Genomic DNA, 26,709 nt, shown 5'->3' with positions numbered 1-26,709 from the left:
TAATTTCAATGGGAGAAATGATGATGATTGACCACACCTCTCCATAAAATGAGTAGTGAACACCTTCAATTAAGCCTTTGCTAAAAAGGTAACATTTTTATGAGGTGGAGTGGATGGATACCTGACTTCTGTGGGATAGCGACAGACAATCCCCTGCATGGAGCGGTAATCCATTTTGACCTTTCACAAAAATTGTATGGATGGTTTTGTTTTTCAACACTCTGAGAGGAGCTGTCATTAATAGACAGCTCCTCTCTAATTTTAATATTTAAATTTTTGAATGGCTTCATATAAACGTTTTGCCATTTCTGATAGTTTTTCAGTTTGATTGTTCATTGTTGCTACAGTCTTCAATTGTTCGGCTGTTGCATCTGTTACCTCATGCACATAATCACTTGCCGCATGTGCAGTGGCCGCCATTTCTTCCATAGAAGCTGAAACTTCCTCCGTATTGGCAGACATTTGCTCAGCCGAAGCATTCATTTCTTCAATTTGACCTGCTATTTCTCCCACTGCTTGAACCATTTCCTCGAAGCGCTCTCCTACTGCCTCAATGGAAGCTAAACCACGCTCCACATTATCTTCGCCTGATTCCGCAGCTTTTACTACTTCTAATGTGTAAGATTGAACTCTTTCAATTAGCACATTAATTTTGGTAGCTGATTCTGCTGTTTGCTCTGATAGCTTGCGAACTTCTTCCGCCACAACGGCAAAGCCTTTACCAGCATCCCCTGCCCGTGCTGCTTCAATAGAAGCATTCAATGCCAATAAATTCGTTTGATCGGAAATATCGGTAATCATTTTTGAAATTAAGCTAATTTCTTCTGACTCTTTTTCTAGTTTGTGAATAATGGTTAGTTCATCCGTTGTGCCTTGCTGAATCTCATTCATACGTCGAATGGATTGCTGGACTGCATAATTGCTTTCACTAATTTTCTGGGAAATAAAATCTGTATTACAAGCAATGGTTGAGGCAACTTCAGCTACATTTTGTATCCCCATTGCCATTTGCTCCATTGCTGAGGCACTTTCCTCTGCCATCACAGTTTGGCTTTGTGCCCCTCGGTCTACCTCACTTATTGCACCAGCAATTTGCTTCGAATGCTTTGTTACTCCGACTACATCTCCCATTAAATCACATGAAGCTTCATTCACTGCAGTTGCTTCTTGACTCACTTTAGCTATCATTTCCCGCATATTATCAGTCATGCGATCTAATGCACGTGCCATCGTTCCCATTTCATCAATACGTTTCAAATATTTTTCTGGGATCTCCTGTGTAAAGTCTCCTTCTGATAAGCCCTCACTAATGCGAAGTACATGTCGAAGTGGTCTACTAACAGAGCGTGAAATGGCAAACGAGATGCATAGCCCTAGTATCGAAACAATGATTGTTGTGACAATGAAGTTCGTCTTAAGCTTAGAAAGCCCTGAAAACATCTCATTCTCTAATGCGATAACACCCATTTTCCAACCATTATCAAGGGTGTGATAGCCCATTAAGTTAGTTCCATTATCTTCTGTTTCAAAAGAAAAATAACCGTTATCATTAGCAAGCATTTCTTTAGCAGCCAATGCTCTGCCTGTCATGATACCTGTTTCGTCTGCTTCCTTGATTGGATTGTATTGCTCCTTCACATACGAATGATTATTATGTCCAATAATCGTTCCGTTAGCGTCTAACATAAATGCGTAACCACTGTCTCCAACCTTAATGCCTTCTACAATTTTAGATAGGTAATAGCCATCGATACGCGCTAGTAATAAAGCTTTTTCACCAGTCGCTGTTTCAATTGGTGAAACGATTAAAATGACTGGTTCACCTGTTACACGACTAATCGTAATTTCTGACATAACAGACTTACCAGTAAAACCTTCCTTTACATAATCACGATCCCCTAGTTCAGCTGTTGTATCATCAAGGTAATGAGCAACCCCATCAGCGTTAATAATGCCAAAACCTAAGTAATTCTCATTATTAGCAAGACGTTTCGATAAATATTGTTTCTGCTTCTCAAAGTCCATGCTACGAACTGCCTCTTGCTCTGCGATTGCTTCAACTTCTACTAATGTTAATTGGAAGTGTTCTTCTATGTATTGTGAAACATCCTCTGCTCTAGAAACCAAATTTGATTCCACTTGTTCATTCATAGCTTTTGTACTATTTATCCAAGTAGATAACCCTAGTGTGCCACATGTTACAAATACAAGAGCTATAATTGCAACAATTAATTTACCACCAATACCTTTTAACCACATTTCCCTTTTTCTCACTTCTTCCATTTTTAGCTATATCATTCACATATTTATGCATAACTTCAGAGTAAGGTCACTAAAAGTAGAAGTCAACAAAAGTTTTCCAATATGATTAATAAATGTATAATAATACCATTCACACTATCTTTATAGTGCTAACAATTTTCTACAAAATTTTCAATTCATTGATCCATCTTGTTATAAAAAGACAGGGTACATAAATCCAATGGATGAAATTAAAACATTTTCCAACAAAAATTGATTATAATTCACATTTTTTGCTGATTATTAAAGATAGGATCCGTTTAAAACATTTTGAGGGGAGGATTTCTATGAGTTCAGACAAAAACAATGTTTCTCGTCGAGACTTTTTAAAAACAACAGGTATTGCTGCTGGTACATTAGTCGGTGGTGGATTAATTGGAGGTCTAGTAGGCTACAACATCCATGGTAAAGGCACTTCTACCTTGGAGCATGATGGTCATGAAACAACGAATGAGGCAACAGGTTCACCTAAGGCTAAGATGTTTTTTAGAAACGAAAGAGATTTTAGTATCTTATCAAAGGCCACAGAACGTATCTTCCCAGAAGACGATTTGGGACCAGGTGCTATAGGTTTAGATGTTCCCTATTTTATCGATCATCAGCTTGCAGGAAATTATGGGAGTAACTCTAAAGAATATATGCAAGGTCCATTCGATGTGGGTGCCCCAACTCAAGGCTATCAGAGCCGCTTAACGCGAGCGGAAATTTTTAGGCAGGGTATTCAAAAAATGGAGGACGAAGCACAAAAACGTTATAAAAAAAGCTTTAACGATATAGATGGCAAACAAATGGATGAGATATTAACAGCGTTTCAAAAGGGTGACATAGAAATGGTTGGGGTTACATCTGCGTTCTTCTTTGCACTATTACGCGCAGCTACATTAGAGGGAGCTTATTCTGACCCAATGTATGGAGGAAATCGTAATATGGATGGCTGGCGCATGAAGGGCTTCCCTGGTCACCAAATGGCCTATATTACACAAATAGAAGATGCAAAATTCCAAAAAATTGAGCCTAATCCATTAGGCAACCATTAAGGGGGTTAGGAAATGGTTAAAACATTACCAAGTGTAGACGTGGTAACAGTTGGTGTAGGTTGGACAGGCGGTATCGTTGCTGCCGAGTGTGCCAAAGCTGGCTTAAAGGTAGTCGGTTTAGAGCGTGGGCAAAAGCGTGGTACCGAAGATTACTTAAATGTTCATGATGAATACCGTTATGCCATTCGTTATGATTTAATGCAAAATCTATCCAAAGAAACGGTAAGCTTTCGTAATGATCGAAATATGAAAGCATTGCCAATGCGTCAGCTTGGCTCCTTCTTGCTTGGAGAGGGTCTAGGCGGATCAGGAACACACTGGAATGGGATGACTTATCGATTTTTACCCTATGATTTTCAAATCAAAACGTTAACAGATAAACGTTACGGGCCTAATAAGCTTGGGCCAGATTATCTGATTCAGGATTGGGGTTTAACATATGATCAACTTGAGCCCTATTTCGATAAGTTCGAGAAAACAGCTGGTATTTCAGGGGATGATAAAAATAAATTTAGTGGGAAGCGCTCGAATCCCTATCCAACACCGCCTATGAAAAAAACGCCTATGCTTGCACAATTCGAAAAAGCTGCAGCAAATCTGAAGCTAACACCTTATATGGTACCATCAGCCAATGTGTCAGAGGTTTATAAAAATCCAGATGGCGAAACGATCAATGCTTGCCAATATTGCGGTTTTTGTGAACGTTTTGGATGCGAATACGGTGCAAAATCATCTGCAGAAATTACGGTTGTCCCTACTGCTCTGAAGACAGGAAATTTTGATTTACGCTTCAATTCCAATGTTGTAGAAATTTTAAAGCAGGGTAATAAGGCTACAGGTGTTAGATATATCGATACCGTTTCGGGAGAAGAATTCATTCAGCCTGCTAATGCTGTTGTATTAACTAGTTATGTCTTTAATAATGCCAAGCTATTAATGGTCTCTGACATAGGTGAAAGATATGACCCTACTACTGGTAAAGGAACACTTGGCAGAAACTATTGCTATCAAATCTTGCCTGGTGCCGCTGGGTTCTTCGAGGAACAATACAATACATTTATGGGCGCAGGTTCATTAGGCATGTGTATAGACGACTACAATGGGGATAATTTTGACCATAGTGATTTAGATTTTATTCACGGAGGAAATATTGCGCTTACACAGACAGGCACTCGACCAATCGGTTCCAATCCAACACCGCCAGATACACCTACTTGGGGACCAGAATTTAAAAAGCAATCTATTTATTACTATACACGCTCATTCGGTATTGGCGCGCAAGGAGCATCTATGCCACATAAGCAAAATTATTTATCACTGGATCCTACCTATAAGGATGCTTACGGCTTGCCATTAATGCAATTAACGTACAATTTTACTGGGCAGGATCGTGCACTTCATAAATATATCTCTGCACGTGCAGCGGATATTATGAAGGAAATGGGTGCAAAAACAATCGTCCCTAACGCGGAAATTACCGATTATAATATCGTACCTTACCAAACAACGCATAACACTGGTGGAACGGTGATGAGTTTAACACCCGAACAAGGAGTTGTGAATAATTACTTACAGCACTGGGATGTTGATAATCTTTTCGCAGTAAGTGCGGGCAACTTTGCACACAATAGTGGTTACAATCCAACAGGCACATTAGGAGCACTTGCCTACCGTTGTGCTGAAGGGGTTATTAAATATAGTCAATCAGGTGGGTCTTTAGTGTAAAAAAACATTATAAGGGAGGCAAGACTTATGGGAGGTCTTGGAGCAATTGGAGTACCTGGATTAATCATTATTTTAGTTATTGTATTAATTGTATTTGGTCCGAAAAAATTACCTGAAATCGGTGGAGCAGTTGGTAAAACGTTTGCAGAATTTAAAAAGTCTACTAAGGGGCTTATGGATGATGAAGAGGATACCGTGAAAAAGGTCGAAAAAAAATCTGATGCTTCGTAGGAGGGGTTCCTATGGATCCATATGAAGACGGAAAAAGAAAATATTTAAGCCCTCTTGATAAACCTCAAGCCGAGCCTCCAGCACCTATGGAGGCTTTAATTGAAATACCTGTGGTAGCAATTGAAGAGGATCATGTTTCAGCTGAGCCCCTGATACCTGTTACTTCATTATTGGAGCATCTTACTGATTTACGTAAGCAGATTATCAAAGGGCTAACGGTTTTTATTCTATTTTTCATTGTTGTCTTTTCCACAATTAATATTTGGTTTCCTTTCATAACGCGAGGTCACTCACTCGTTATTTTAGGACCGCTAGAAGTAGTTAAATTTTACATGACGATTTCAACTACTTTAGCATTTGGTCTTGCAATGCCTTTTCTTGTCCATTTTCTGTGGAGCTTTATAAAACCAGGCTTAAAGGAAGAGGAAAGTCGATTTTTAGGCCTCTATGCACCGATCATGCTAATTCTTTTTTTAGTAGGGATAGCTTTTGGTTATTTCGTCGTAAACCCACTTAGCTATACATTCTTAGTAAGCGTTGGGGCTACCAATTTCGATGTCATGGTATCAGCAAATGAATATATGCACTTTTTAATCATGACCACAGTACCGCTTGGTTTATTATTCGAGTTACCGATTGTTGCCCTATTCTTATCAGCCATTGGTGTACTGACTGCTGAATCCATGAAAAAGATACGGGGCTGGTCTTATATCGCAATGGGCGTAGGCTCTGCTGTTATCACGCCACCAGACTTTATAAGCCAGCTACTTGTATTAATACCAATGATTATTTTATATGAAATAAGTATCTATCTCGTTAAACGTATAGAACGCAAACAAATTGAAAGCACTGCGTAGATTTTACGCAGTGCTTATTTTTTCTTTAAATCCATCACAATAATTTCTGGTAGATTAAAAATACGATACGGTACGGAGCTATTGCCTAGCCCTCTACTAACCACCATTTTCGTCGCGCCTGCTTCGTAGACACCAGCTGTATATTTTGGGAACAATCCCTGTCCTGGTGCAACAAGTCCTCCTAGTCCAGGAATACGAACTTGTCCACCATGCGCATGTCCCGAAAATACTAGATCTATGTGATAATTTACATACGTATTAAACATTTCCGGTCTATGTGCTAGTAACAACTTAAACATATCGTCTGGCAAATAGGCCGTTGCAATGTCCAGCATGTCTTCTGTTGTTCTACCCATTAACGGATCCTCAATTCCAACAATCGCCAAGCGCTCCCCGTCGCGCTCTAACACGGTCGATTCGTTGGCCATTATATGTACCCCTAACGATGACAGCGCCTCATAAATTTCACTCACCTTATTCGTTGCTACCTCATGGTTACCTAGTACATAATAAACATCCGCTATTTCAACTAGTCCTTTCACTGCCTGTAGACTTTGTTTTAAATCATAGCGATTACTATCGATTACGTCACCTGTGATAAAAATATAATCAGGTTTTGTATCCTTCACCTTTGCAATCAGTTTTCGTTGATTGTCACCAAAGACGGCATCATGTAAATCCGAAACTTGTACTATGCGTAGCCCATCGAAGCTAGCAGGTACATTTTCTGATTCAAACACATGTTTACTTACGACTAGCCAGTGATTGTTTACGTACAAAAAAATGACTATAAAAACAACAAAGAAAATACCATATAATAATTTTTTCAATCGCAATCGCTCACTTTGTGGCTACTTTTTTCAGAAAAAATTCTGACCTTCCTATTATAAGCAAAAAACAGAGTGATTGTAAGTATATGCACTTTAAATACACAAAATGCACAAAATCCCTTTGATTAAAGTTTCTATCATTAGATAATGATGCATGATTTAATCTATTTTTTGTTAACTATTGACATGCTATACTATGGGTAGAAAGACATATTTAAGTATCCATTCATAATACATCACGATTTGGGAAATGCATCTCATTTACTAAAGTGCGAGAATACTAATAAACTTAAAACAATTAAAGGAGTAATAGACCTGCGCTAGTAAAATTTGCAGGATAATATTCCAATTAAATTGGATGGCGAACGGCGTTCTGCCACCTCGAAATTATTGAATTTTCAAAAACATGTAATTATTTAGTGGATGTCCCGTTGCTGAGGACAAAGCATAGCATTGGTGACAGAAGTTTTACTTCTACCAACTTCTTAGTGATATTTGAAAAAGCCCCCTAATTTTAGATGAAAAGAGGTGAAAAAATGTTAAAAGCCATCATTGTAGACGATGAAATTTTGGCAATCAATTTATTAGAAGCTACATTAAACGACAATGGTGCTGTTACTATTGTGGGGAAATTTCTAAATCCACTAGAAGCTATAGCAAACATCCCTACACTCAAACCAGATATTCTTTTTTTAGATATCGAAATGGGCGAAATGAATGGTATTGAATTGGCCAGTAAATTTGCAAACTTTGTGCATTTAATAGACATTGTTTTTGTAACTGCCTATGAACATTATGCCTTAGAGGCTTTTACTGTACAGGCTTTTGATTATATTTTAAAACCTATTGAGAAAGAACGTTTAATGAAAACAATTGAAAGAATTTCTTTGCGTAGAAAGCAGTTTCAATTAAAAGCCGATGTACACCCAATAGATGAAGATGCTCGTACTATAGAAGATTTTCACTTTCATGTTCACTCAGGAAGAGTTTATATTGGTAACATAGCTTTAGCCTTATCCACAAAGGAATTTCAAATATTTTTCTTTCTAGCACAACGGCCAGGACAAATTTTTCATCCTTCAGAATTGTATAAGCTTATTTGGGCAGAGGAAAGTATTGGGCATACTCAGGCATTAAAGGTTCATATTAGTAATTTACGAAAAAAACTGGAATCTGTCACTGGCCATAGAGCTAGGATTGTAACCGTGAGAGGTTCTGGGTATCAATTTCTATTTGAATCATGAAAAAAAGGCACGGCGATTACATAACGAATCGTCGCGCCCAATTTTCAGCTTATTTTTTTGCTGCTTCTTGAATTTCATAAAATGCCCAATGCTGTCTTGGCACATCTGTAAATAATGGTGTTTGGGCTTCTGTTATGACTTGACGCTCAAACAGTCGATTTAATACTTTCACCGCTTGTGCACGTGTTAAGTAGCCATCTGGATTGAATGTATCTGCTGTTACTCCTGTCATAATTCCCGCTGTATTGACAGTATCAATCGCTTTCACTGCCCAATGATTGACGCTCACATCTTTGAATACTGCACTTTGTGAGGTTGGTTGACAGAAATCTGCATCAGGACGATCTACACATTGCTGTTCTATCCAGCGGGCAGCCACTGTTGCCATCTGTGCACGCGTAATCGAGCCATTTGGATTAAAGTTAGCTGCCGTAACCCCTGTAAACAAACCCTTTTCCTTTGCAAATTCAATCGCATCTTTTGCGTAATGCTGAATGGTATCTGTATAGGTTGCCTTCGCTTGCGGAATTGCATTACCTGTTAATTGACGGGCAAACATACTTGCCATTTGTGCTCGTGTAACAGGTGCATTCGGACGGAAGGTACCATCTGGATAGCCTTGGATATAAGGTGAATGTGTAACGGCGTCAGTAGTTGGCTCCTTCACTTCTTCCTTTTCTGGTAAGTAAAGAATAGAGAATGTAGAGAACCTATTTACCTCAAACTGTAAACCTGCTATTCCTTTTTGAAATTCTACAATCTTTCCATACACAACCTCTTTTGTGCCATCACTATGCTCAATATAGATAGCTAGATGATCTAGCTGTTCCTGTGTTAAATCTGTAGGTAAAGGTAAGGTTAATGTGACGGGACGGCTTTGCATATTTGTTTCAATGATCATTGGACGACCAAGTAACTCAACAACTGCACTTCCTACCAACCGCTGCACAACCCTTTCCTTTTTTGCTTGTTCTTGGATATCCAATTGTTCAGCCTGCCCTCTTATAGGAATAAGTCTGAAATAGAGATTATCATTAAACATTTCCAACGAAGTTTTTGGCACTTCAATTTTGACGTTATCTGTGACAATTTCAAGATGGACTGCACCATTTTGTAGAAGTGTCACCACATTATTGGGTATAGACACATGAACTTGATTTACTTGATCCTGCTGGTCCGGAATGATGATTCTTGCTTTATCATTTCCTTGTTCCTGTAATTTTCTAATCGTCTCTGTTGCGCTCTCAGCAGTTAATGTCACTTCATCGTTTATAGTGTTATCTACATTTTTTGTTCGTTTTATTGTTGTTTTAGAAACTAGGTCACCCTCACCAGACTCAACATCTACCACAATTTCCTCTACATTGGTTGAAGGTGTTGATGAACCTGAATCAGGGTTTGGTGAAGGATCGGTATTACCGCCACCTGTATTATTACTAATCCATTTTGCATAGATCACTGTGTTGGCTGTAATTGCAGTATCAAAATTATATGGTGTTGTGTAGGCATTATTTGTATACCAGCCTCCAAATGTATAGCCAGCTTTTGTTGGCGCAGATGTCGGTTGACTTGCTTTTTCTCCAAATGCTACAGTTTGGTTCGATATTGTGCTCCCTCCGCTGACATCAAAGCTCACTGTATACGTCACAGAATTCCATTTTGCATAGATTGTTGTGTTCCCTGTAATGACACTGTTAAAATCAAATGGCATTGTGTAGGCATTACTTGTATACCAGCCTCCAAATGTATGACCAGTTTTTGTTGGCGTTGGTGTCGGCTGACTTGCTTTTTCTTCATGTGCCACTGTCTGATTTGATACGGCACTTCCTCCTGCTACATCAAAGCTTACCGTATATGTCACAGCCACTGGACTCCATTTTGCATAGACTACGGTGTCTCCTGTAATGGCAGTATCAAAATTAAAATGTGTATTCCCAGTACTACTTGTGTACCAGCCGACAAATGTATGACCAGCTTTCGTTGGCTCTGGGGTTGGTTGACTTGCTTTTTCCCCATAATCTATTGTTTGATTCGAGATGGTACTTCCTCCATCTACATCAAAGCTCACTGTATAATGATTAATTGCCCATTGTGCAAAGAGTGTGATATTTTCGGTTGCTATTTTAAATGTATTATTTGGCAGATAAGATGTACCTGTACCATTCGCCTTTGTATTCCAGCTTATAAATGAGTGCCCAGTTTTAACTAGACCGCCATCATTGGCAGCTACAGTGACATCGTCATTTTGACTATATATTGCATTATCTTGAGGTACAGTTCCACCTGTATTACCGTTACCATCGTATAAAACTGTATAAGTTAAAGGTGAAATGATTTTTGTTGAAGACGATACTCCTTGATCCCCATCTAAAATTAGTAGTCCATCACCTTTAGGCTGTACAAAAAAAGTATAGCTTCCTATGCCATTTGTTTGGAATGCGGTAGTAAAGTCAACACCATCATTGATATTTGTAGCTAATACATTTGTTGCTGTTCCAACTGCTATATCACCCTTATACAGAAGCACATCATAGCTCACCGCATTAGGAACAGCCTGCCATTTCGCAATATCTCCATCCCAGTTCAAACCGTTTGTAATGCTTGTTAGTTTAATAATCGTTTGTGTGTTAGAAGAGATTGACGGAACACCATCTAAATATGTTAACCCATCTCCCTTGGCTTTTACGGTTACTGTATATTCTCCCACACCAGCAGCACGCATTGCTGTTAGGAAATTATGCGTTGTTGTATCTGCTGATATGTCAACGACACTACCAATCGGAGAGCCATCTTTATAGAGCTGTACAGCATAGGAAGATTCACCTGCTATATCTGTCCATGTCGCAATACCACTAGTGCTTAATGCCACATTGTCTACTTGTTCGAGAGTAGGTAATGCTCTTATCACCGTGAGGGTATATGTTTTAGTTGCTACTCCGTTTTCAGCAGTCACAGCAATGGTAATCGTGTTACTACCTACATTTAGAGGTATTGTTCTCAATTGTCCACTTGCAATGGAGGTACCATTCAATTTAAGGATTGCACTACTATTTGCGGTCGTTGGCGTTATATCAATATTTTCAACATTATAAGCAACATTAACCTGATAATTCACTGTACTATCTGTAAAATTAGGATTTAAATTACCTGATGAAATAACTAAACTACTTAAATTGGCATTATCACTAGGAGATAGCGTAGTAAAATGCCATATATTATTTGCTGTTATACCTGCTACACCCTGATTGGCTGTGTCTACAAATGCCCCATCGTCCATTAATACATAATAAGTTATCTCTTTTAATAGAGTATTAGTTGGTTGAATTGATACCGTAGAGCCATTTACTGTTGCATTAGTAGCGTCTATTGTATCTATTAAACTATTATTTGGACCATAGATACGAATGTTCTTTCCTGCAACACCACTCACATTTTCGCTAAATGTTAAAGTTAGTGTAGGGTTAATTGGAATATTTGTTGCATTATTGGCTGGTGCTGTTGATATCAGTGTAGGTATTGGGTCTTCGTTGACATCGGTAACCGATATAGTAAATTCTTTATCATAAAATAAGCCATCTTTATCTGTTACCCTAATCCGAACACTATAGCTATTCTTGGTTTCGTAATCAAATGAGCTATTTGTCCGCAGTTCATCCCCGACTATAATAAAGCTACTATTATCGGTATCACCTGTACCAACTACTAAACTATACGTGAGCGTCTCTCCTACATCAGCATCCGTGGTACTTAATGTTCCGACTTTGGTTCCTGATGGTTGATTTTCTGCTATTGATGTTGGGCTTAATGAAATATCTGTTGGGGCTTCATTGACATCTGAAATACTTATAGTGAATGCTTTTTCATATAAATTATTGGTACTATCGGATACTTTAATTCGCACACTGTAGTTATCCTTCGTCTCATAATCAAATATTTCTGCGGTTTTTAGCTGATTCCCATCGATGGTAAAGCTACTGTTATCTGTAGCTCCTGTGCCAGCCACTAAGCTGTAAGTAAATGTGTCTCCAACATTAGGATCAGTAGTGCTAAATGTACCAACAACCGTTCCTACAGGCTCATTTTCCGCTACTGTAAGTGAGCTTAGCGTAATATCTGTTGGACCCTCATTCAATTCTGTCACCGAAATGGTAAATATTTTTTCAAACGTTAATCCTTTATTATCCGTTACCTGAATTCGAACACTATAGCTGTTCTTTGTTTGATAATCAAACGAACTATTTGTTCGGAGTTCATTACCTACTATGCTAAAGCTACTATTATCTGTTGAACCTGCTCCATTTACTAAACTATACGTAAAAGAGGAACCTGCATCAGGATCAGTAGCACTTAATGTTCCGACTTTGGTTCCTGATGGTTGATTTTCTGCTACTGTCGTTGGGTTTAATGAAATATCTGTTGGGGCTTCATTGACATCTGTCACATTGATAGTAAACGATTTATCAAATGATAGACCTTGACCACCTTTATCAGTTACCCTGATCCGTACACTAAAACTGCTCTTGGCTTCATAGTCAAACACACCTGCTGTTTTTAACTGTGTTCCATCGATGCTAAAGCTATTATTATCGTTATCCTCTGGGCCATTTACTAAACTATACGTAAACGTCTCTCCTGCATCGGGGTCTGTAGTACTTAACATTCCCACGGTTGTTCCTGTTGGTTGGTTTTCTTCTACTGTAGCTGGATTTAATGATATATCGGTGGGTACACTATTTTGACCATCACCATAGGTAATTTTTAGAGTAGGTGCCAAGGGTGCCAATTCAGAATCCATCGAGCTACTAAATTTAACTACAGTCATCTCATTTGAATTACTCGTTAATATAAATGTTACATTATTACCTATAATTGCTGATGAATTTGTTACTAGATCTGTCACATCAATCAATTCTTCATAAACTTGTCCACCGTCACCTTGAGCTACAGCTTCATTTTTTGTAGGAATTCCCTGTATAAAATCTGGAAAGTTATTTCCTGGAGAAGTACTATTCCAATTATTATTACCTATTCTAACTTCTAGATTAGAAAAAGGTTTATTATCTTGATTTATTCCAGCTAAAGCAAGCTGAGCTGAAAGGATGGGTTTAGATGTATCAATACTAAATTTCAAAGCAGCAAAATCTTTAGTTGCAACATTCATCATAGCAGGGTCATTATATTCCGCTAAAAGTTGACCATTAGAATCCTTTTTTACATTCATCTGTTCTACAGGAGATAATGTGTCTGTATAACTAGCACTTGCAGGTTGTATTCCTAAGGTTGAGAAAACCATTGTAGAAATGGTTAAAATTATTAATATTTTATATACTGTTGATTTTATAAAAGAAGCTAATTCCATTCTCACTCCACCTTCTTATGGCTTCTGAGGATATATTCCGTCTAAACAAATAATAAAATTCATTGCGACAAATGGCTGCATATTATTATGTGGTTGATTTCCACCTTGTGGATTTACTATATCTACTTTCATTGCAATTGCATTTTTTAAATTAACATATGGTTTTGCCGAAAGCGCTGACTCACTACCCCAAATAGCATTAGTGGGGTTGTTAATGCCACCTGCTACTACAGAGGACCCCTGTGCTATATGTTTATGAATAGGCATTTGTGTTTCATTAAGAGTTACTGTACCTGATCCTATTGATTGGGCAAATGTCCTTGGCGTTAAACCAGGACCATCGCCATAGTGCATGGGGGCACGTCCCCTTAAATCAGGTAACTGAAATGTTGTCTTACCATCTCCACCATAAGTTATTCCGATAATGGAGTATAAAGCATTGTATTGAGCAATAGACAATAGACTGCCATCACAAAATGCCCAATCTCTCGGAGCATAGTTTCCTGCGAAAATTCTAATCTCACCTAAATACGGATCCATTCTGTAGTCCCTCCTTATCCTCTACTTGGAAAAATGCCCATTGTTGCAATACAAAATGATAAGCTTAAATAGGGCTGCATATTATTATGTGCTTTATTCTGTCCTGTACTTGACAAAGCAGTTTCATTCATAGCTGTGTTATGGTTTTTAGCATAAATATTCTTCCCATTAACTGCACCCCATGTATTGTCTTTTGGTGAAGGCTTATCTGTTGTCGAAGAATCTGCTGTTATTTCATGGGTATGAGAGGGTATCTCGTTAACTGTCAATGTATGTGCTTCCTCTCCTCCTACTGTTCCGTAAGCAATCTGATTACCTTGATGTAATGGTACTCTACCTTGTAAATTCGGAAGCGCAAAGGTTGTCTTGCCATCCCCTCCATACGTAACTCCTAACAATGAATACAACGCAACATTTCCAGTTATAGGTAATGTTTGACCATTACAAGGAAGCCACCCTCTCGGTATTTTATTGAAACTAAAAAGACGTATTTCGCCTAAAAATGGCTCTGCCATTATACTCACTCCTTTTTATTGAAAATCGGGATAAAGTCCCTGCGTTGCAATTATAAAATTAAGGACAAATGAAGGCATAATGTTATTATGAGATTGATTTCCACCTACATTAGAAACTAACTCGTTGTTCATTTGTACAATATTACTGGAAACATTCGTTTGATAGTTTGTAAGGCTAGATATTCCCCAGGTATTATTAGCTGGTGAGTTTTCGGTTGCTTCATTTGGTATATTATTGGCATAAACACTATGAGTATGGGCAGGTAAATTTTCCTCTGTTAATGCAACCGTCTCCGTGCCACCTTTACTTGCCCAGGGGAACTGGGAACTATTATGAATCGGTAGTCTTCCACGTAAATCTGGTAAAGCAAAATTCGTTCTACCATCTCCCCCATATTTGACACCTATTAATGAAAAAAGTGCCTCATTACCTGTAATAGTCAATAATTGACCATTGCATAATTCCCACCCTACTGGAGCATATTTACCGCTAAACATGCGTATTTCGCCTACATATTGATCTGACATTATGCACATCCTCCCTTATTGTAATTTCGATGAATGCTATATTAAGCAACACTCGCTAAAATATCCTTATTTTCTTCTTGGATAGATTCGACTTCTTGGATTTCCATTTCTAAGACTCTTGCTATCTCGGATGGTGTATGCTTCGTAAATAACATATACATAGCCTTTATTTTCTTTGCTTGATCCCCAGAAACTTTTAAGGTATTGGAGATTTCAGCTAAATCTGTATGGCTCTCTATTAAATACGAGCCTAATAAAGTATTAGTGACTTTTTGTAACTCATTTGGATCCGCGGTGTTTTTACATAATGCTTCAGCAGCTATACTTGCTGCCACGGATAAATCCATCCCTTTTTCATGCATCCGTTTCATAGCATTAAATTGATCTGACCATTTGCGTAATGTAGAGTTTTGCTCCTTTACTAAGAAAACTAGCTCTCGATGATTTACAACAGTATCTTGTAAAAGTCCTGTCTCCTTAAATGTCATTGCAAGATCTTTAAAGAAAGCATTAACTTGACTCTGTCCACGATTAATCTCTTGTTTGGTCTTAGTTAAATCCTCTTTTGCCTTATTCGTTTCTGCTTGAATATTTTCAAAATACTCTTTCCGCAATTCACCTTGAATAATTCCTGTAATAAGGTAAAGGACAGCAGCTATTGCACCAAGCGTACCTAGTTTCGCAACTAAGCTATCCAGCACTTTTATTTTTCCAATCCATTGATTAACTACAAATAATGTAAGCGCCACATATTTATCTAAAGCGATTTTCTTATAAGAAGGCACAACGATTGATAAAGAAATCAGCGGCAACGTATTTTTAAAGCATTTTCTCCATTCGAGGAATTCCATTAGCAAACTATTTAAATCATCTTGGATATCATGCTTTAAAATATTTAAGTCAATTGATGTTCCACTTAACTCACTTTTCAGCTCTTTTAAAAGCTTAATTGCTTGTACTTTTCGCTCTGGGTTATCTGTACGAAATAGATTATCACCAAGCCATGCACTAATTTCTAAATCCTCGTCTAATAGCTTAGAAATGATGCTATCAATTCCCTCTTTACACTCAGCCAGCTTGTCTTCTACCTCATAAATATTTTTTAGAGCAGGCTGTAATTCTTCTACATAGGTTGCTAATGTCGCTTCTGTAATCGCCATATTATCCATCCATTCTAAGATTATTTTTTAGCTAACAATTGCTATTAAATCGCTATTCGTCTCTTGAATCGTCATGACCTCGTTTACATCCATTTCCAAGACTTGTGCAATTTCATCTGGTGTATGCATTTTAAATAACATGTAGGTTGCTTTTACTTTTTTAATTCTTTCTAAGGACATATCAAGCTTTTGAGACACTACACTATTGGACTCTCCCATTTCAATAAGGTATGCACCCATTAACAGCTTGGTATAATTGTCTAATTCACTTTTATCATCTTGTTTATTTACTAGATTTGCAGCAACCACTTCTGCTGAAAATTCAATATCTAAGCCTTTATTAATCATTCGCTTCATCGAATCATATTGATCCGACCAACGTCTTAATGTCCCAGCCTGTAATTTTACAAACGATACTAGCTCCTGATGGTTTGTATATGGCTTCGTTAACAAGCCTGTTTCTTGAAAGCTCTTTGCCACATCTTCAAAAAAGGTATTTACTTGTACCTGCACATCATTGATATCCTGCCTTAGCTTTTTAACATCTTCCATCGCTACTTTTGTTTCTTTTTGGATATTTTCAAATAGCTCCATTCTTTTTTCGCCTTGAATTATTCCATCTATTAACACCACCACCACGATAAGACCTACAACACCTAACCCTAACACCTCAAATATTGGTAATAATATATCTTTCAATACGATGGTTAATACAAACCCTAGCATTAATCGATGAAAGGGATTAGAAGCCTGGAATTTAGGTACAGCTATGGAAAATGCAATGAATGGTAACCTATTATCAAAGTAAGTTTTCCATTCCCCATATTCCTTTAATAAAGTATTTAATTCATCTTGGATATCATGCTTTAAAATATTTAAATCAATTTTTGCATAACTTAATTCATTGTTTAAGTCATTTAACAGTTGAATAGCTGTTTCTTTCCTTTTCGGGTTATCTGTCCGAAATAGATTGTCACCAAGCCATGCACCAAGATCAAATCCTTCATCGTTTAATTTGGATAAAATACTGTCTATATCTCCACCGGCTTTTCCAAGCTTGTCTTCTAGTTCAATTATATTTTTAATACTGGGTTGAAGTTCCTTCACATAATTGTCTAATTGGTATTCCGAAATTGGCATAGCATTTTCTCCTTTCTGTTTAGGAAATAATTAAAGAAAAAAATTCTTTATTTTCTTTATAAAAAGCTTCAATCTCCATCAATTCCAAATTCACTTGTTCAGCAACTACTACTATGCTCTCTTGGTTTAGCAATAAGTATGCTGCTACTAGCAACTTTGCCTGTTGTTCAGAAAGCTTTAAATCTTGTGCTAATGTCATATAGGTCGCGCCTGTTTCAAGTAGATAAGCTCCTTGTAAAATTCTCTGGTTTTGATAGATTTGCGCTGGTTCCTCTAAACCTTCGCTTAATACTTTTGCCGTTAGATGTATAGCTTCTTGGAATTCCATATCTTTTCCAAGCATTGTATGAAACATTTGATAATGGTCCGCCCATATTTTCAACTGCTCTCCCTTGCTTTTAATCTCAGCAATGAAGTCCTGTTGAGTAGAGGGGGATTCTGACAATCTATCACTTTGATTTAAATTTGAGATGACATTACCAAATTGCCTATCCAATTCATTTTCTGTTTCCGTTACGCTAGACATTAATTTAGCTACACTGCTTTTGGCTTCATTTATTTGCTCTTTTATGTTCACATCAAATTTTTCTAGAGTTACTATTATCCCGTTCACTTGGCTCGATTCAAATGCTGCAGTTAGTAGTGGCAATTTTGTTACTATCTCTTTTTCAATTAAGGGGGACAGAAATACGCTAAATTGAACATTTGAAGAAAGGCTTGTCTCAAAGGGATAGCTTGATAGTGCAAATGGCAGTAAGGGAAGCATCTCCTTAAAAGCTTGCTGAAATTCTCTGCTATCTTTTAGCAAAGTGTTTATTTCATTGACAAGTAGCTGTTTGATATGAGAAATACCGATTAAAGATTTTTGTAAATCCGATTGTAGTATTCTTAGTTCTCCGAGGTATTTTTCTTTCTTTTTACTCGCTAATAAGAATCCTCTTTCTTTTTTTCGAATATAGCTTTTGATATTGCTGTCAATGTGAACAATGATACTTTCGACTTGTCCCTCTAAATTAAAAAAGCACTGAATCGTTTGCCGTAAATCTTCTTCATATGTCTGTAAAGCCGTATTTGATATTGGCAATTCACATTCACCTCTCTTTATTTTTTAATAATGGACGGGTTGTAGCTTTAAAAGAGTGGCAACACTCAAATCCATTTTGTTTATTGCCATCTCATTTTTAAATAGATTTCATCCGTTGACACTACTTGAAATCCTAATCGCTCATATAGATTTTTTGCAGGATTTGTATGAAGAACTTGCAATATCACTGGTTTATTTTCTTCATTTGCCTTTTGCTGAAGATTGCTAATTAGATAAGTTCCTACTCCATTACCTTGGAAGCTTGGCAGAATAGAGATATCAATTATATGTAGTTGCTCAGGTAAGTCTTCTGTTAACAATCTCCCTATATATTGCTCATTTGAAGTAATAATACAGTGGTTTGCCTGTGGAAATCGCTGCCTATATGAGGTCTGCTGTGCGCACCACTGCATTTCTAAAAAGTGCTGTATTTGTTCAGCAGACCATCCCCATGAATCTATTTCTTTCCTACGAGAAGAAGCATAGACTTCGTAAAGGAATGGCTCATCATCTTTTGTAGTAGATTTAAGCTCTACTTTCATCCTCTCACCCCCTTCTTTTCTTGAAAATCTTAATGATTATAGAGTTATAACCCATGTCTGTTATATCTCTCCCACTTCATTTATCTTAAAATTCAGATTTTTTAAACCCTATTAATAACTAATCCTTAATACCCAAATTTAAAGTCTATTATTGCATTTATTTGGTGACTTTCAGCCTTTTTTTCATTATATTATAGGTCAATAGATTTCACTATGAATTTATTCCATTTTTTAGGTTAATTTTTCTTAACCTTTTATTATGATTAGTGATGTTAGTAGCTAAAGTATAGTTATTGGCTTCTTTTTAACTATCACTGATGTAGCTTAATAGCTTCCAATCACACACCTACTGATGGAATGTTAATAAACAATAAGAATCTGCTAGAAAGCTAGCAGATTCTTATTAGTGTTGAAAAACAAAACAGTCAATTGAAAGGTAGAAATGGATTTCAAATAAAGTGAAGGTGTTCACTACTCTTTATGGAAGGGTGTTGTCACGCATCACTTCTCCACATTGAAAATAAGAGCTTATCCCCTCTAAGAATCCAGATAATGGACTAATTGATTGCTATGCTAGTATGAAAAAAGTAAAGACATTTTGCAGAATGGTTGATTGGAGTGGAGCCAGCGTCACTCCTAGGGGATTTAGCGTCACAGATGTGACCCTGGAGCGAACGTAAGTGAGTGAAGCGGCTCATCGGACGCCCCCTGGAAAGGACGCTGGCGGAACGGAAATCAACCTCTCACCTTGCAAAGTTGCTTTTTCTGCCATTGACATCATCTTTTTTCAACACAATGAAGAATCTGCCAGAAAGCTAGCAGATTCTTTTGATTGTTCACCTTATTAATCTAATTGGAATCGGGAAAAGATCTTCCATACTAGCTCATTCCGATTCGAGACATTTACTTTTTGAAAAATTACCTTTAAATGATCTTGTACTGTGTAAGTTGAAATATCAAGATTATGAGCAATTTCTTTTGTAGGAATCCCTTTAATAATTTCAAACACTACTTCCTTTTCTCTAGGGGTAAGATTATAGGCCGTTATTAAAAAATTGAGCATTTCTCTTGATGATGCTTCATTTATTAATAAAGCAATTTGCTGTTCTTGTTGGCTTGTCAGCAATAGTGATGCCCGAATAGCAATATAGCCTGTATCTTTGATAGGTACTATTAAAGAAGTATTTGAATTGTAATTGTCAGCTAGTAGCTTTGCGCATATAGCTTGAATAGGCTTAGGTACTTGTATATCGGCTAAACTTTCATACTTTCTTAAAATAGAGAGCAATTCACAAGCTTTGGTATTACTTGAAAGAATTTTTAACCTTTTATCAAAAATAACAATGCCTTGTTCTCCTTCTACAGCTGGAATCCTCTCCTCAATAATATAATGATGGAACTCCTTTAACGATTCCCCCATAATTGGCATCAGTATTTTTATAAGCACTAGATCTTGATCTTGAAATAAAGGCTGCTCATTTTTAGCTCTTTTGAAAAGTGTTAAAAACCCATAGCATTGTCCTTGATAGGTTAATGCAGCTCTTATTTCATCACTAAAACCATTGGGCATAAACACTTTTTTATAACGGAAGCTTTGACTTGACGAATCGCTTAACCTACCTATGTTTTGACCACTTTGTACTAAGAATCCATATTTATTTACATCTTCTGTCGTATATTCCAACTCCATAATCTTCTGATGAATCGCCTCTATTGATTGTTCTGTGACTGCTCCTACTGAAAAAAGTGTATGTGCATCCGTTAATGTACAGCAATAAGCATCAAAGTTTATATGTGTTCGTAGAGCTTCTATCATCAATTGACGATATTCAAATGAATTTTTGCTGTGCTTGAAGCATTGTTCAGATTTTCTTTGCCAATAGTGTGCTTCCTTCATAAAAACCTACCTCCCCCCAGAAATATGGGATAGTTCTTTTTTTCCGAAAGTTTATAATTGAGAATAATTCTTAATTGAATTGTACAGAAGTTCAACAAGGAGGAATACTATTTTGAAGAAATTTTATTTTTTATTTTTTATTGTCTTACTAACAACTGCCGTTATTAGTGGCTGCTCAGAGAAATCATCTCCAGCAACTGCGGGTAGTGATCAGAATTCAGAAGAACAGCAAACTCTTAAAGCTACTATTAGTGCACCTAAATCGCCAGCTATTTTTCCAAGTATCTTATTGGCAGAGCAACAGAAGGATATTGAACTTATTACCTGGGAAACAGCAGATACCCTTTTAGCTCAAATACAAAAAAAACAAGCACAATTTATTGCACTTCCTCTTAATATGGGGGCAAATCTATATGCAAAAGGTATGCCTTTACAGCTTATTCAAGTCAATACATTTGGCTCTATGTTTCTTGTTTCTACGGATGACAAGGTTCAAAAATTAGAAGATTTAGCACATCAAACTATTTTCGTACCTAGTCAAGGTGGTCCACCAGATATTTTAACAAATTACTTAATTGCTCAAAATAATATCCCAGGTGTTAAGCTCTCCTTTGTCAATCTATCTGAAATTGGTCAACAACTAGCATCAGGAGCTATTCAACATGTTGTTATTCCAGAGCCATTGTTAAGTATAGTGCAAGCTAATTTACAGACAGATTTACATATTGCCATCAATTTTGAAGAAGTATGGCAGAAACAATTTAGCAAACAATTACCTCAAACCGGTATTTTTGTAAATAAGGCTTGGGCATCTAGTAACCAACATGCTATTAAACAATTTCAAGCGCTTTCTGAACAAGCAATTACTGATTTATATCAACAGCCTGATGTTTCCTTGCCCTTATTGAGTGATTTTTTCAAAAGCAATGAAAAAATCATGGAAAGTGCATTAACAAATAGCTCCTTACACTTTCAAACCGCTCAACAAGCGCGGAATGAAACAGAAGCTTATTTTAAGATTTTACTAGAGATTGCACCTGACTCTATAGGTGATGCATTACCTAATGAAGACTTCTATTACAATGAATAGCCTACTTCGTTCAACAGGTAGCATGATCGTGCTAATACTTTTCTGGATTATATTAGCTACTAAATATCCTGACGTACTATTACCTAGCCCTATTGTAGTTGTTTCTGTCTTATTCAAACTATTAGGAAGCCCTGTGTTTTGGTCCGCCTTTTTTATTACAATACTGTCCTTTCTTATTGGAATACTGCTGTCTTTGTTATTGGGTAGTATTTTAGGAATCGCAGCAGGTTTATCAAATAAGTTAAAAGATTTTATAAAACCGCTTATTACATTAGCTCAATCCATTCCTCCCGTTTCATGGATGTTATTTACGGTTTTATGGTTTGGAGAACAGGGTGGTGCTCAAATCTTTATTATTTTCGTCACTTTAGTGCCTATCTTTTTCTTTAATGTCATGAAAGGGATACTTCAAACTCCTCAAGAACTGCTCGAAATAGCTCAATGTTTTAGAGTTTCACGTAAGAAAGTGATAAGAGATATTTATTTTCCACAAGTATCACCTTACTTACATTCAGCCCTATTAATAGCAGTTGGAATGGGGTGGAAGACAATTGTCATGTCAGAGTTAATTGTGGGTCATGGAGGGATTGGTCAGCAGCTTAGTCAAGCACGTGTTTTCTTTGATACCCCAACAGTGTTTGCCTGGACGATCATACTTGCATTAGTTGGTCTAGCTATGGAGTTTTTCCTACAAAGACTACTAAAGCAATCTATCTAGTATTATTCCTGTACATCTTTAGAAAGGAGCTTAACCTATGTTAATCCTTGAGAATCTATTCTTTTCAAGAAATCAAAAGGAAATTTTTCAGCAGTTTCAATTACAAATTGCCCCTCAGACAGTGACATGTATTTTAGGCTCTTCAGGTATCGGAAAAACGACATTATTAAGGCTTATTGCAAAGCTTATATCACCCGATTCAGGGCTAATAAGCTCTCCTACTGGATCTTTAGGCTATGTTTTTCAGGAGCCACGTCTTCTTCCTAGTCTCACCGTATTTGAAAATATTGCATGGGTCAGTGAGACAGTTGATGTGGAACGGATAAATCAATTATTAAAAATTGCAGGGCTCTATCACAATAAAGCACACTATCCGCATCAATTAAGTGGAGGTATGAAACAGCGAGTCTCACTTATTCGAGCAATGGTTAATCAACCAGCTCTTTTATTAATGGATGAACCATTCCAGTCACTGGATGTCCGTTTAAAAAAGGAAATGTTGCAGTTAGTCCATACACTTTGGTTGGACTATCAACCAACCGTTTTATTAGTGACACATGATTTACACGAGGCTCTTTTTCTTGGACAACGAATACTTATTTTAGGGAATAGTCCTACACAAATACTGGGTGACTTCACTAAACAATCATCAGCCTTTCATCCGAATGATTGCTTAAAGATGAAGGAATTGCTCTCGGAATCTTAACGCATAGAAATTAATTATTTTGGAGGTATTTTAATGAGTAGATCTTTACATAACTGGGACAGTCCTTCTGTCAACACATATCAACAGTCCATTCGACAAAGAATCATAGGCTATGATCTTATCTATGACATGATGGCCAATATACTTCACATTTTTACTGCTGCAAATAAATTTTTAGTAGTAGGTGCTGGTGGCGGACAGGAATTACTCACATTAGGCAAATCCTTTCCTTCTGCCCATTTCACAGCAGTCGATACCTCAAAGGTAATGCTGGATCTGGCTGCTAAACAAATTGAATCGCTACCACACGAGCTTACTATTAAGTGGCTTGAGAAGGATTTACTCTCCTTAAGAGTGAATGAGTTATTCGATGTAGCTAGTTGTCATTTAGTTTTACATTTTATTGAAGACCTGGACCAGAAGAGGACAATGCTTCAAAAAATTGCGGATAGCTTAAATGAAAATGGTGTGTTATTTATCTCATCGATTAATGCTGATTTAACTTCCCCAACATTCAGTCACGAGCTTCGTTATTGGCGAAGCTCCATGCTTCATAACGGAATAAGCGAGGATCATTGGGAACGCTTTGAACAATCCTTTCGCATGACAACTCACCCGATTACTCTTGAATTGCTTATTGATTTGCTGAAAGAGGCTGGTTTTACGACAATCCTTCCATATTTTAAAACACATATGATTGACGCTTTAGTCGCTATTAAGGGAGAAACTACTTTATGAAAAATGGGAATATCTTAATCATCGGAGGCTATGGTGAAGTGGGAGGGAAAATTGCAAAATTATTGTTGCAAAGCTATCCTAACAGAATATGGATTGCCGGAAGAAATATAGAAAAGGCAAAGCATTTCTGCGCCCAGCACAATAACTTAGTAAGACCTCTACAATTGGATGTGTCGAAAAAAGTGCAACCAGAGCAATTAAATAATGTAGCACTGGTTATTATGTGTTTAGAGCAAAAAGATACTGCATTTGCACAGCTTTGCTTAAATGAAGGGATTATGTATATCGATATTACTGCAAGCTATACCTTCCTAAAAAAGTTAGAGGCACTCCACTTACTAGCTGAACAGAATCATTCAACAGCCATATTTAGTGTTGGTATGGCTCCAGGATTGACAAATTTAATGGCCATGCATGCTGCAAAGCAATTATCCTCCGTAGAGGAGCTGCATATTTCTATCTTACTCGGCGCAGGCGATACGCATGGCACTGCAGCAATTCTTTGGATATTGCATCAATTAAATACACCGTTCAGTAGCTACAACAATCAGAGAGTTGCTAATTTCACTAATAAGAGAACCGTGAAATTTAAGAAGATTGGAAAACGTAGTGTGTATCAATTTAATTTCTCTGACCAGCACACATTAACAAAGCATTTTCCTTCTATTCCTATCGAAACAAGATTAGGTTTTGATGTAGAGTCGCTCAATAGATTTGTATCCTTTTTACAAAAAAGTAGAATTGCTTACTTATTAAAATTTGACCGTATCCAAACCTTGCTCGCTTCACTTATTCAAAAAATTAAAATTGGTTCTGATGTGTGTGGTATACAAATACAAGCCATTGGAAAAAAACATCACAAAGAAACAAGTTATACATTAGACTTTCTAGAACGCGATGAATCTCTCGTAACAGCGAAAGTTGCAGCATTTATTGCGAAAGAACTCCTTAACAACAATCATCCATCAGGAGCCTATCATATTGAGGAGCTATTTACTTTAGAAACCTTACAGGCTCAATTCGAAATGTCCATTCAATAAAAAAGACATTTAGCATTCGCCTAGACGGGGAGCTAAATGCCTTTTATTTTTTATAATACCTTTTCTAAAAAATCCTTAGCACGCTGTGTTGATGGCGCTGTAAAAAACTGCTCTGGTGAAGCATCTTCAATAAGCTTGCCGCCATCAAGGAAAAGAATACGATCAGCAACCTCACGAGCAAAGCCCATTTCATGTGTCACAATCAACATGGTCATACCAGAATCTGCGAGGTTTTTCATTACAGCCAATACCTCTTTCACCATTTCAGGGTCAAGTGCCGATGTAGGCTCATCAAATAATATAACTTTTGGATTCATAGCAAGTGCTCGCGCAATCGCAACACGTTGTTTTTGTCCGCCTGATAATCGATTTGGATATTCTTGACGCTTCTCAAACAGACCTACTTTCTTCAGTAACTCTTCTGCTTTATTGACAGCAGTAGCCTTATCCATACCCTTTACATTAATTGGCGCATATGTTAAATTTTCAAGCACCGTTTTATGAGGGAAAAGATGAAAATGCTGAAATACCATCCCTACTTCTTCACGTATTTTCATAATATTTGTCCCTTTATCTGTTAGGACATCCCCTGCAATCGTTACCTTTCCACTTGTCGGAGTTTCCAATAAGTTTAAACAACGAAGAAATGTCGATTTACCTGATCCAGAAGGTCCAATAATAGCAATTACTTCTTTTTCTTTAACTTCAGTTGAAATGCCTTTTAATACTTCATTCTGTCCATAAGATTTGTGTAAATCTTCAATTTTAATCACTTTTTCTCATTCCTTTCTCGATTCGTTTACCAAGGAACGTTAAAACAAGCGTCATGATGTAATAGATTACTCCTGCAAAAAGTAATGGCTCAAGATAACGATATGTCGAACCCCCTACTATGTAGGCACGACGCATAATATCTAATGCACTGATTACTGTCACAACTGCCGTTTCTTTATTTAATGTAATAAATTCGTTTACTAAAGATGGTAAAATATTTTTCACTGCTTGCGGAATAATAATATCCTTCATCATTTTTGCATATGGAATACCCAGTGCCTGTGCCGCTTCCATTTGTCCTTTATCGACTGCATTAATACCCGCACGGATAATTTCTGAAATATATGCACCTGAGTTTAAACCAAAAGCAATAATCGCTGTTGGAATGGGTTCAATTTGAATATCTAGTAATTGTGGTACTGCATAATAAATAATCAGTAATTGTAATACAAGTGGTGTACCGCGGAAAATCGACGTATAGAAATCAGCAAACCAACGTAAAAAATTCACTTTACCAATTTTACATAATGCTAAAAGTATACCTACGATAAAACCGATGATGGATGCACCGATTGCAATTTGAAGTGTAACACCTATCCCTTTTAAAATATAAGGAATAGAGGGAACAATAGCTGTAAAATCTAAATTCACAG

At 37.1% G+C, this 26,709-nt stretch carries 23 protein-coding genes; 10 read left to right on the top strand and 13 right to left on the bottom strand.

The window, feature by feature from the left end; all coding sequences use genetic code 11:
* Nucleotides 1–261: 261 nt before the first annotated feature.
* On the bottom strand, nucleotides 262–2,283 hold the full coding sequence (locus tag MHB40_RS00955; protein WP_342533721.1) for a methyl-accepting chemotaxis protein: 2,022 nt from the start codon (nucleotides 2,281–2,283) through the stop codon (nucleotides 262–264).
* Between the two features lie 305 nt (nucleotides 2,284–2,588).
* Here MHB40_RS00955 and MHB40_RS00950 point away from each other — a divergent pair, with 305 nt between their 5' ends.
* From MHB40_RS00950 to tatC, 4 genes are read left to right on the top strand one after another with little or no spacing between them, the layout of a single operon-like run.
* Complete coding sequence (locus MHB40_RS00950; RefSeq protein ID WP_342533720.1) at nucleotides 2,589–3,338, top strand: gluconate 2-dehydrogenase subunit 3 family protein; 750 nt, start codon at nucleotides 2,589–2,591, stop codon at nucleotides 3,336–3,338.
* 12 nt (nucleotides 3,339–3,350) lie between these two features.
* Nucleotides 3,351–5,063 (top strand): GMC family oxidoreductase, encoded by a 1,713-nt coding sequence (locus MHB40_RS00945; RefSeq protein ID WP_342442190.1) that lies wholly within the window; start codon nucleotides 3,351–3,353, stop codon nucleotides 5,061–5,063.
* Between the two features lie 27 nt (nucleotides 5,064–5,090).
* A complete protein-coding gene (gene tatA, locus MHB40_RS00940; RefSeq protein ID WP_205446442.1) occupies nucleotides 5,091–5,294 on the top strand; it encodes a twin-arginine translocase TatA/TatE family subunit in 204 nt (67 codons plus the stop codon).
* An 11-nt stretch (nucleotides 5,295–5,305) separates the two neighbouring features.
* A complete protein-coding gene (gene tatC, locus MHB40_RS00935) occupies nucleotides 5,306–6,151 on the top strand; it encodes a twin-arginine translocase subunit TatC (RefSeq protein ID WP_342533719.1) in 846 nt (281 codons plus the stop codon).
* A gap of 14 nt (nucleotides 6,152–6,165) precedes the next feature.
* On the opposite strand, the gene MHB40_RS00930 is transcribed toward tatC, so the two are convergent.
* Complete coding sequence (locus tag MHB40_RS00930) at nucleotides 6,166–6,981, bottom strand: metallophosphoesterase (protein WP_342533718.1); 816 nt, start codon at nucleotides 6,979–6,981, stop codon at nucleotides 6,166–6,168.
* Nucleotides 6,982–7,517: 536 nt separating this feature from the next.
* On the opposite strand from MHB40_RS00930, the gene MHB40_RS00925 reads away from it, so the two are divergent.
* Nucleotides 7,518–8,225: a DNA-binding response regulator gene (locus MHB40_RS00925; RefSeq protein WP_342533717.1), complete on the top strand. Its 708-nt coding sequence runs from the start codon at nucleotides 7,518–7,520 to the stop codon at nucleotides 8,223–8,225.
* 49 nt (nucleotides 8,226–8,274) lie between these two features.
* Here MHB40_RS00925 and MHB40_RS00920 read toward each other — a convergent pair whose 3' ends face one another.
* The 9 genes from MHB40_RS00920 to MHB40_RS00880 all read right to left on the bottom strand — a co-directional run bounded on the left by MHB40_RS00920 (nucleotide 8,275) and on the right by MHB40_RS00880 (nucleotide 20,990).
* Nucleotides 8,275–13,584 (bottom strand): InlB B-repeat-containing protein, encoded by a 5,310-nt coding sequence (locus MHB40_RS00920; RefSeq protein WP_342533716.1) that lies wholly within the window; start codon nucleotides 13,582–13,584, stop codon nucleotides 8,275–8,277.
* A 15-nt stretch (nucleotides 13,585–13,599) separates the two neighbouring features.
* On the bottom strand, nucleotides 13,600–14,124 hold the full coding sequence (locus MHB40_RS00915) for a tail fiber protein (protein ID WP_342442186.1): 525 nt from the start codon (nucleotides 14,122–14,124) through the stop codon (nucleotides 13,600–13,602).
* 14 nt (nucleotides 14,125–14,138) lie between these two features.
* Nucleotides 14,139–14,639 carry a tail fiber protein gene (locus tag MHB40_RS00910; protein WP_342442185.1) on the bottom strand — a complete coding sequence of 167 codons (501 nt, stop codon included), beginning with the start codon at nucleotides 14,637–14,639 and terminating at the stop codon, nucleotides 14,139–14,141.
* Nucleotides 14,640–14,654: 15 nt separating this feature from the next.
* A complete protein-coding gene (locus tag MHB40_RS00905) occupies nucleotides 14,655–15,167 on the bottom strand; it encodes a tail fiber protein (RefSeq protein WP_342442184.1) in 513 nt (170 codons plus the stop codon).
* 41 nt (nucleotides 15,168–15,208) lie between these two features.
* Entirely contained in the window at nucleotides 15,209–16,336 is a 1,128-nt protein-coding gene (locus MHB40_RS00900) for a hypothetical protein (protein ID WP_342533715.1), read from the bottom strand.
* An 18-nt stretch (nucleotides 16,337–16,354) separates the two neighbouring features.
* Nucleotides 16,355–17,467, bottom strand: coding sequence for a hypothetical protein (locus tag MHB40_RS00895; RefSeq protein ID WP_342442182.1), 1,113 nt, complete (start codon nucleotides 17,465–17,467; stop codon nucleotides 16,355–16,357).
* Nucleotides 17,468–17,486: 19 nt separating this feature from the next.
* Nucleotides 17,487–18,551, bottom strand: coding sequence for a hypothetical protein (locus MHB40_RS00890; RefSeq protein WP_342442181.1), 1,065 nt, complete (start codon nucleotides 18,549–18,551; stop codon nucleotides 17,487–17,489).
* A gap of 80 nt (nucleotides 18,552–18,631) precedes the next feature.
* Nucleotides 18,632–19,093 (bottom strand): GNAT family N-acetyltransferase, encoded by a 462-nt coding sequence (locus MHB40_RS00885; RefSeq protein WP_342442180.1) that lies wholly within the window; start codon nucleotides 19,091–19,093, stop codon nucleotides 18,632–18,634.
* A gap of 844 nt (nucleotides 19,094–19,937) precedes the next feature.
* Complete coding sequence (locus MHB40_RS00880; protein WP_342533714.1) at nucleotides 19,938–20,990, bottom strand: helix-turn-helix transcriptional regulator; 1,053 nt, start codon at nucleotides 20,988–20,990, stop codon at nucleotides 19,938–19,940.
* A gap of 112 nt (nucleotides 20,991–21,102) precedes the next feature.
* Here MHB40_RS00880 and MHB40_RS00875 point away from each other — a divergent pair, with 112 nt between their 5' ends.
* The 5 genes from MHB40_RS00875 to MHB40_RS00855 are packed head-to-tail and all read left to right on the top strand — an operon-like array spanning nucleotide 21,103 to nucleotide 25,282.
* Entirely contained in the window at nucleotides 21,103–22,080 is a 978-nt protein-coding gene (locus MHB40_RS00875) for an ABC transporter substrate-binding protein (RefSeq protein WP_342533713.1), read from the top strand.
* Nucleotides 22,055–22,798 carry an ABC transporter permease subunit gene (locus tag MHB40_RS00870; protein WP_342442176.1) on the top strand — a complete coding sequence of 248 codons (744 nt, stop codon included), beginning with the start codon at nucleotides 22,055–22,057 and terminating at the stop codon, nucleotides 22,796–22,798. The genes MHB40_RS00875 and MHB40_RS00870 overlap by 26 nt, the downstream gene beginning before the upstream one ends.
* Nucleotides 22,799–22,835: 37 nt before the next feature.
* On the top strand, nucleotides 22,836–23,504 hold the full coding sequence (locus MHB40_RS00865; protein WP_342533712.1) for an ABC transporter ATP-binding protein: 669 nt from the start codon (nucleotides 22,836–22,838) through the stop codon (nucleotides 23,502–23,504).
* A 33-nt stretch (nucleotides 23,505–23,537) separates the two neighbouring features.
* Nucleotides 23,538–24,242 (top strand): class I SAM-dependent methyltransferase, encoded by a 705-nt coding sequence (locus MHB40_RS00860; protein ID WP_342533711.1) that lies wholly within the window; start codon nucleotides 23,538–23,540, stop codon nucleotides 24,240–24,242.
* Nucleotides 24,239–25,282 (top strand): saccharopine dehydrogenase NADP-binding domain-containing protein, encoded by a 1,044-nt coding sequence (locus tag MHB40_RS00855; protein WP_342533710.1) that lies wholly within the window; start codon nucleotides 24,239–24,241, stop codon nucleotides 25,280–25,282. Before MHB40_RS00860 ends, MHB40_RS00855 begins: the two co-directional genes overlap by 4 nt.
* A gap of 50 nt (nucleotides 25,283–25,332) precedes the next feature.
* On the opposite strand, the gene MHB40_RS00850 is transcribed toward MHB40_RS00855, so the two are convergent.
* Complete coding sequence (locus tag MHB40_RS00850) at nucleotides 25,333–26,055, bottom strand: amino acid ABC transporter ATP-binding protein (protein WP_205446424.1); 723 nt, start codon at nucleotides 26,053–26,055, stop codon at nucleotides 25,333–25,335.
* Nucleotides 26,048–26,707 carry an amino acid ABC transporter permease gene (locus MHB40_RS00845; protein WP_036075291.1) on the bottom strand — a complete coding sequence of 220 codons (660 nt, stop codon included), beginning with the start codon at nucleotides 26,705–26,707 and terminating at the stop codon, nucleotides 26,048–26,050. Before MHB40_RS00845 ends, MHB40_RS00850 begins: the two co-directional genes overlap by 8 nt.
* Between the last annotated feature and the right edge of the window lie 2 nt (nucleotides 26,708–26,709).

The sequence above is a fragment of the Lysinibacillus sp. FSL K6-0057 genome, assembly GCF_038630885.1.
Classification (GTDB): Bacteria; Bacillota; Bacilli; order Bacillales_A; family Planococcaceae; genus Lysinibacillus; species Lysinibacillus fusiformis_F.
The sequence above is the reverse complement of the archived record's forward strand: the minus strand, read 5'-3'. Positions and strand labels throughout refer to the sequence as shown.

Excerpts from the sequence above, each read along its gene's own strand:
- MHB40_RS00955 (WP_342533721.1), bottom strand. The coding sequence starts at position 2,283 with ATGGAAGAAGTGAGAAAAAGGGAAATGTGGTTAAAAGGTATTGGTGGT.
- MHB40_RS00950 (WP_342533720.1), top strand. The coding sequence starts at position 2,589 with ATGAGTTCAGACAAAAACAATGTTTCTCGTCGAGACTTTTTAAAAACA.
- MHB40_RS00945 (WP_342442190.1), top strand. The coding sequence starts at position 3,351 with ATGGTTAAAACATTACCAAGTGTAGACGTGGTAACAGTTGGTGTAGGT.
- tatA (WP_205446442.1), top strand. The coding sequence starts at position 5,091 with ATGGGAGGTCTTGGAGCAATTGGAGTACCTGGATTAATCATTATTTTA.
- tatC (WP_342533719.1), top strand. The coding sequence starts at position 5,306 with ATGGATCCATATGAAGACGGAAAAAGAAAATATTTAAGCCCTCTTGAT.
- MHB40_RS00925 (WP_342533717.1), top strand. The coding sequence starts at position 7,518 with ATGTTAAAAGCCATCATTGTAGACGATGAAATTTTGGCAATCAATTTA.
- MHB40_RS00920 (WP_342533716.1), bottom strand. The coding sequence starts at position 13,584 with ATGGAATTAGCTTCTTTTATAAAATCAACAGTATATAAAATATTAATA.
- MHB40_RS00915 (WP_342442186.1), bottom strand. The coding sequence starts at position 14,124 with ATGGATCCGTATTTAGGTGAGATTAGAATTTTCGCAGGAAACTATGCT.
- MHB40_RS00910 (WP_342442185.1), bottom strand. The coding sequence starts at position 14,639 with ATGGCAGAGCCATTTTTAGGCGAAATACGTCTTTTTAGTTTCAATAAA.
- MHB40_RS00905 (WP_342442184.1), bottom strand. The coding sequence starts at position 15,167 with ATGTCAGATCAATATGTAGGCGAAATACGCATGTTTAGCGGTAAATAT.
- MHB40_RS00900 (WP_342533715.1), bottom strand. The coding sequence starts at position 16,336 with ATGGATAATATGGCGATTACAGAAGCGACATTAGCAACCTATGTAGAA.
- MHB40_RS00895 (WP_342442182.1), bottom strand. The coding sequence starts at position 17,467 with ATGCCAATTTCGGAATACCAATTAGACAATTATGTGAAGGAACTTCAA.
- MHB40_RS00885 (WP_342442180.1), bottom strand. The coding sequence starts at position 19,093 with ATGAAAGTAGAGCTTAAATCTACTACAAAAGATGATGAGCCATTCCTT.
- MHB40_RS00880 (WP_342533714.1), bottom strand. The coding sequence starts at position 20,990 with ATGAAGGAAGCACACTATTGGCAAAGAAAATCTGAACAATGCTTCAAG.
- MHB40_RS00870 (WP_342442176.1), top strand. The coding sequence starts at position 22,055 with ATGAAGACTTCTATTACAATGAATAGCCTACTTCGTTCAACAGGTAGC.
- MHB40_RS00865 (WP_342533712.1), top strand. The coding sequence starts at position 22,836 with ATGTTAATCCTTGAGAATCTATTCTTTTCAAGAAATCAAAAGGAAATT.
- MHB40_RS00860 (WP_342533711.1), top strand. The coding sequence starts at position 23,538 with ATGAGTAGATCTTTACATAACTGGGACAGTCCTTCTGTCAACACATAT.
- MHB40_RS00855 (WP_342533710.1), top strand. The coding sequence starts at position 24,239 with ATGAAAAATGGGAATATCTTAATCATCGGAGGCTATGGTGAAGTGGGA.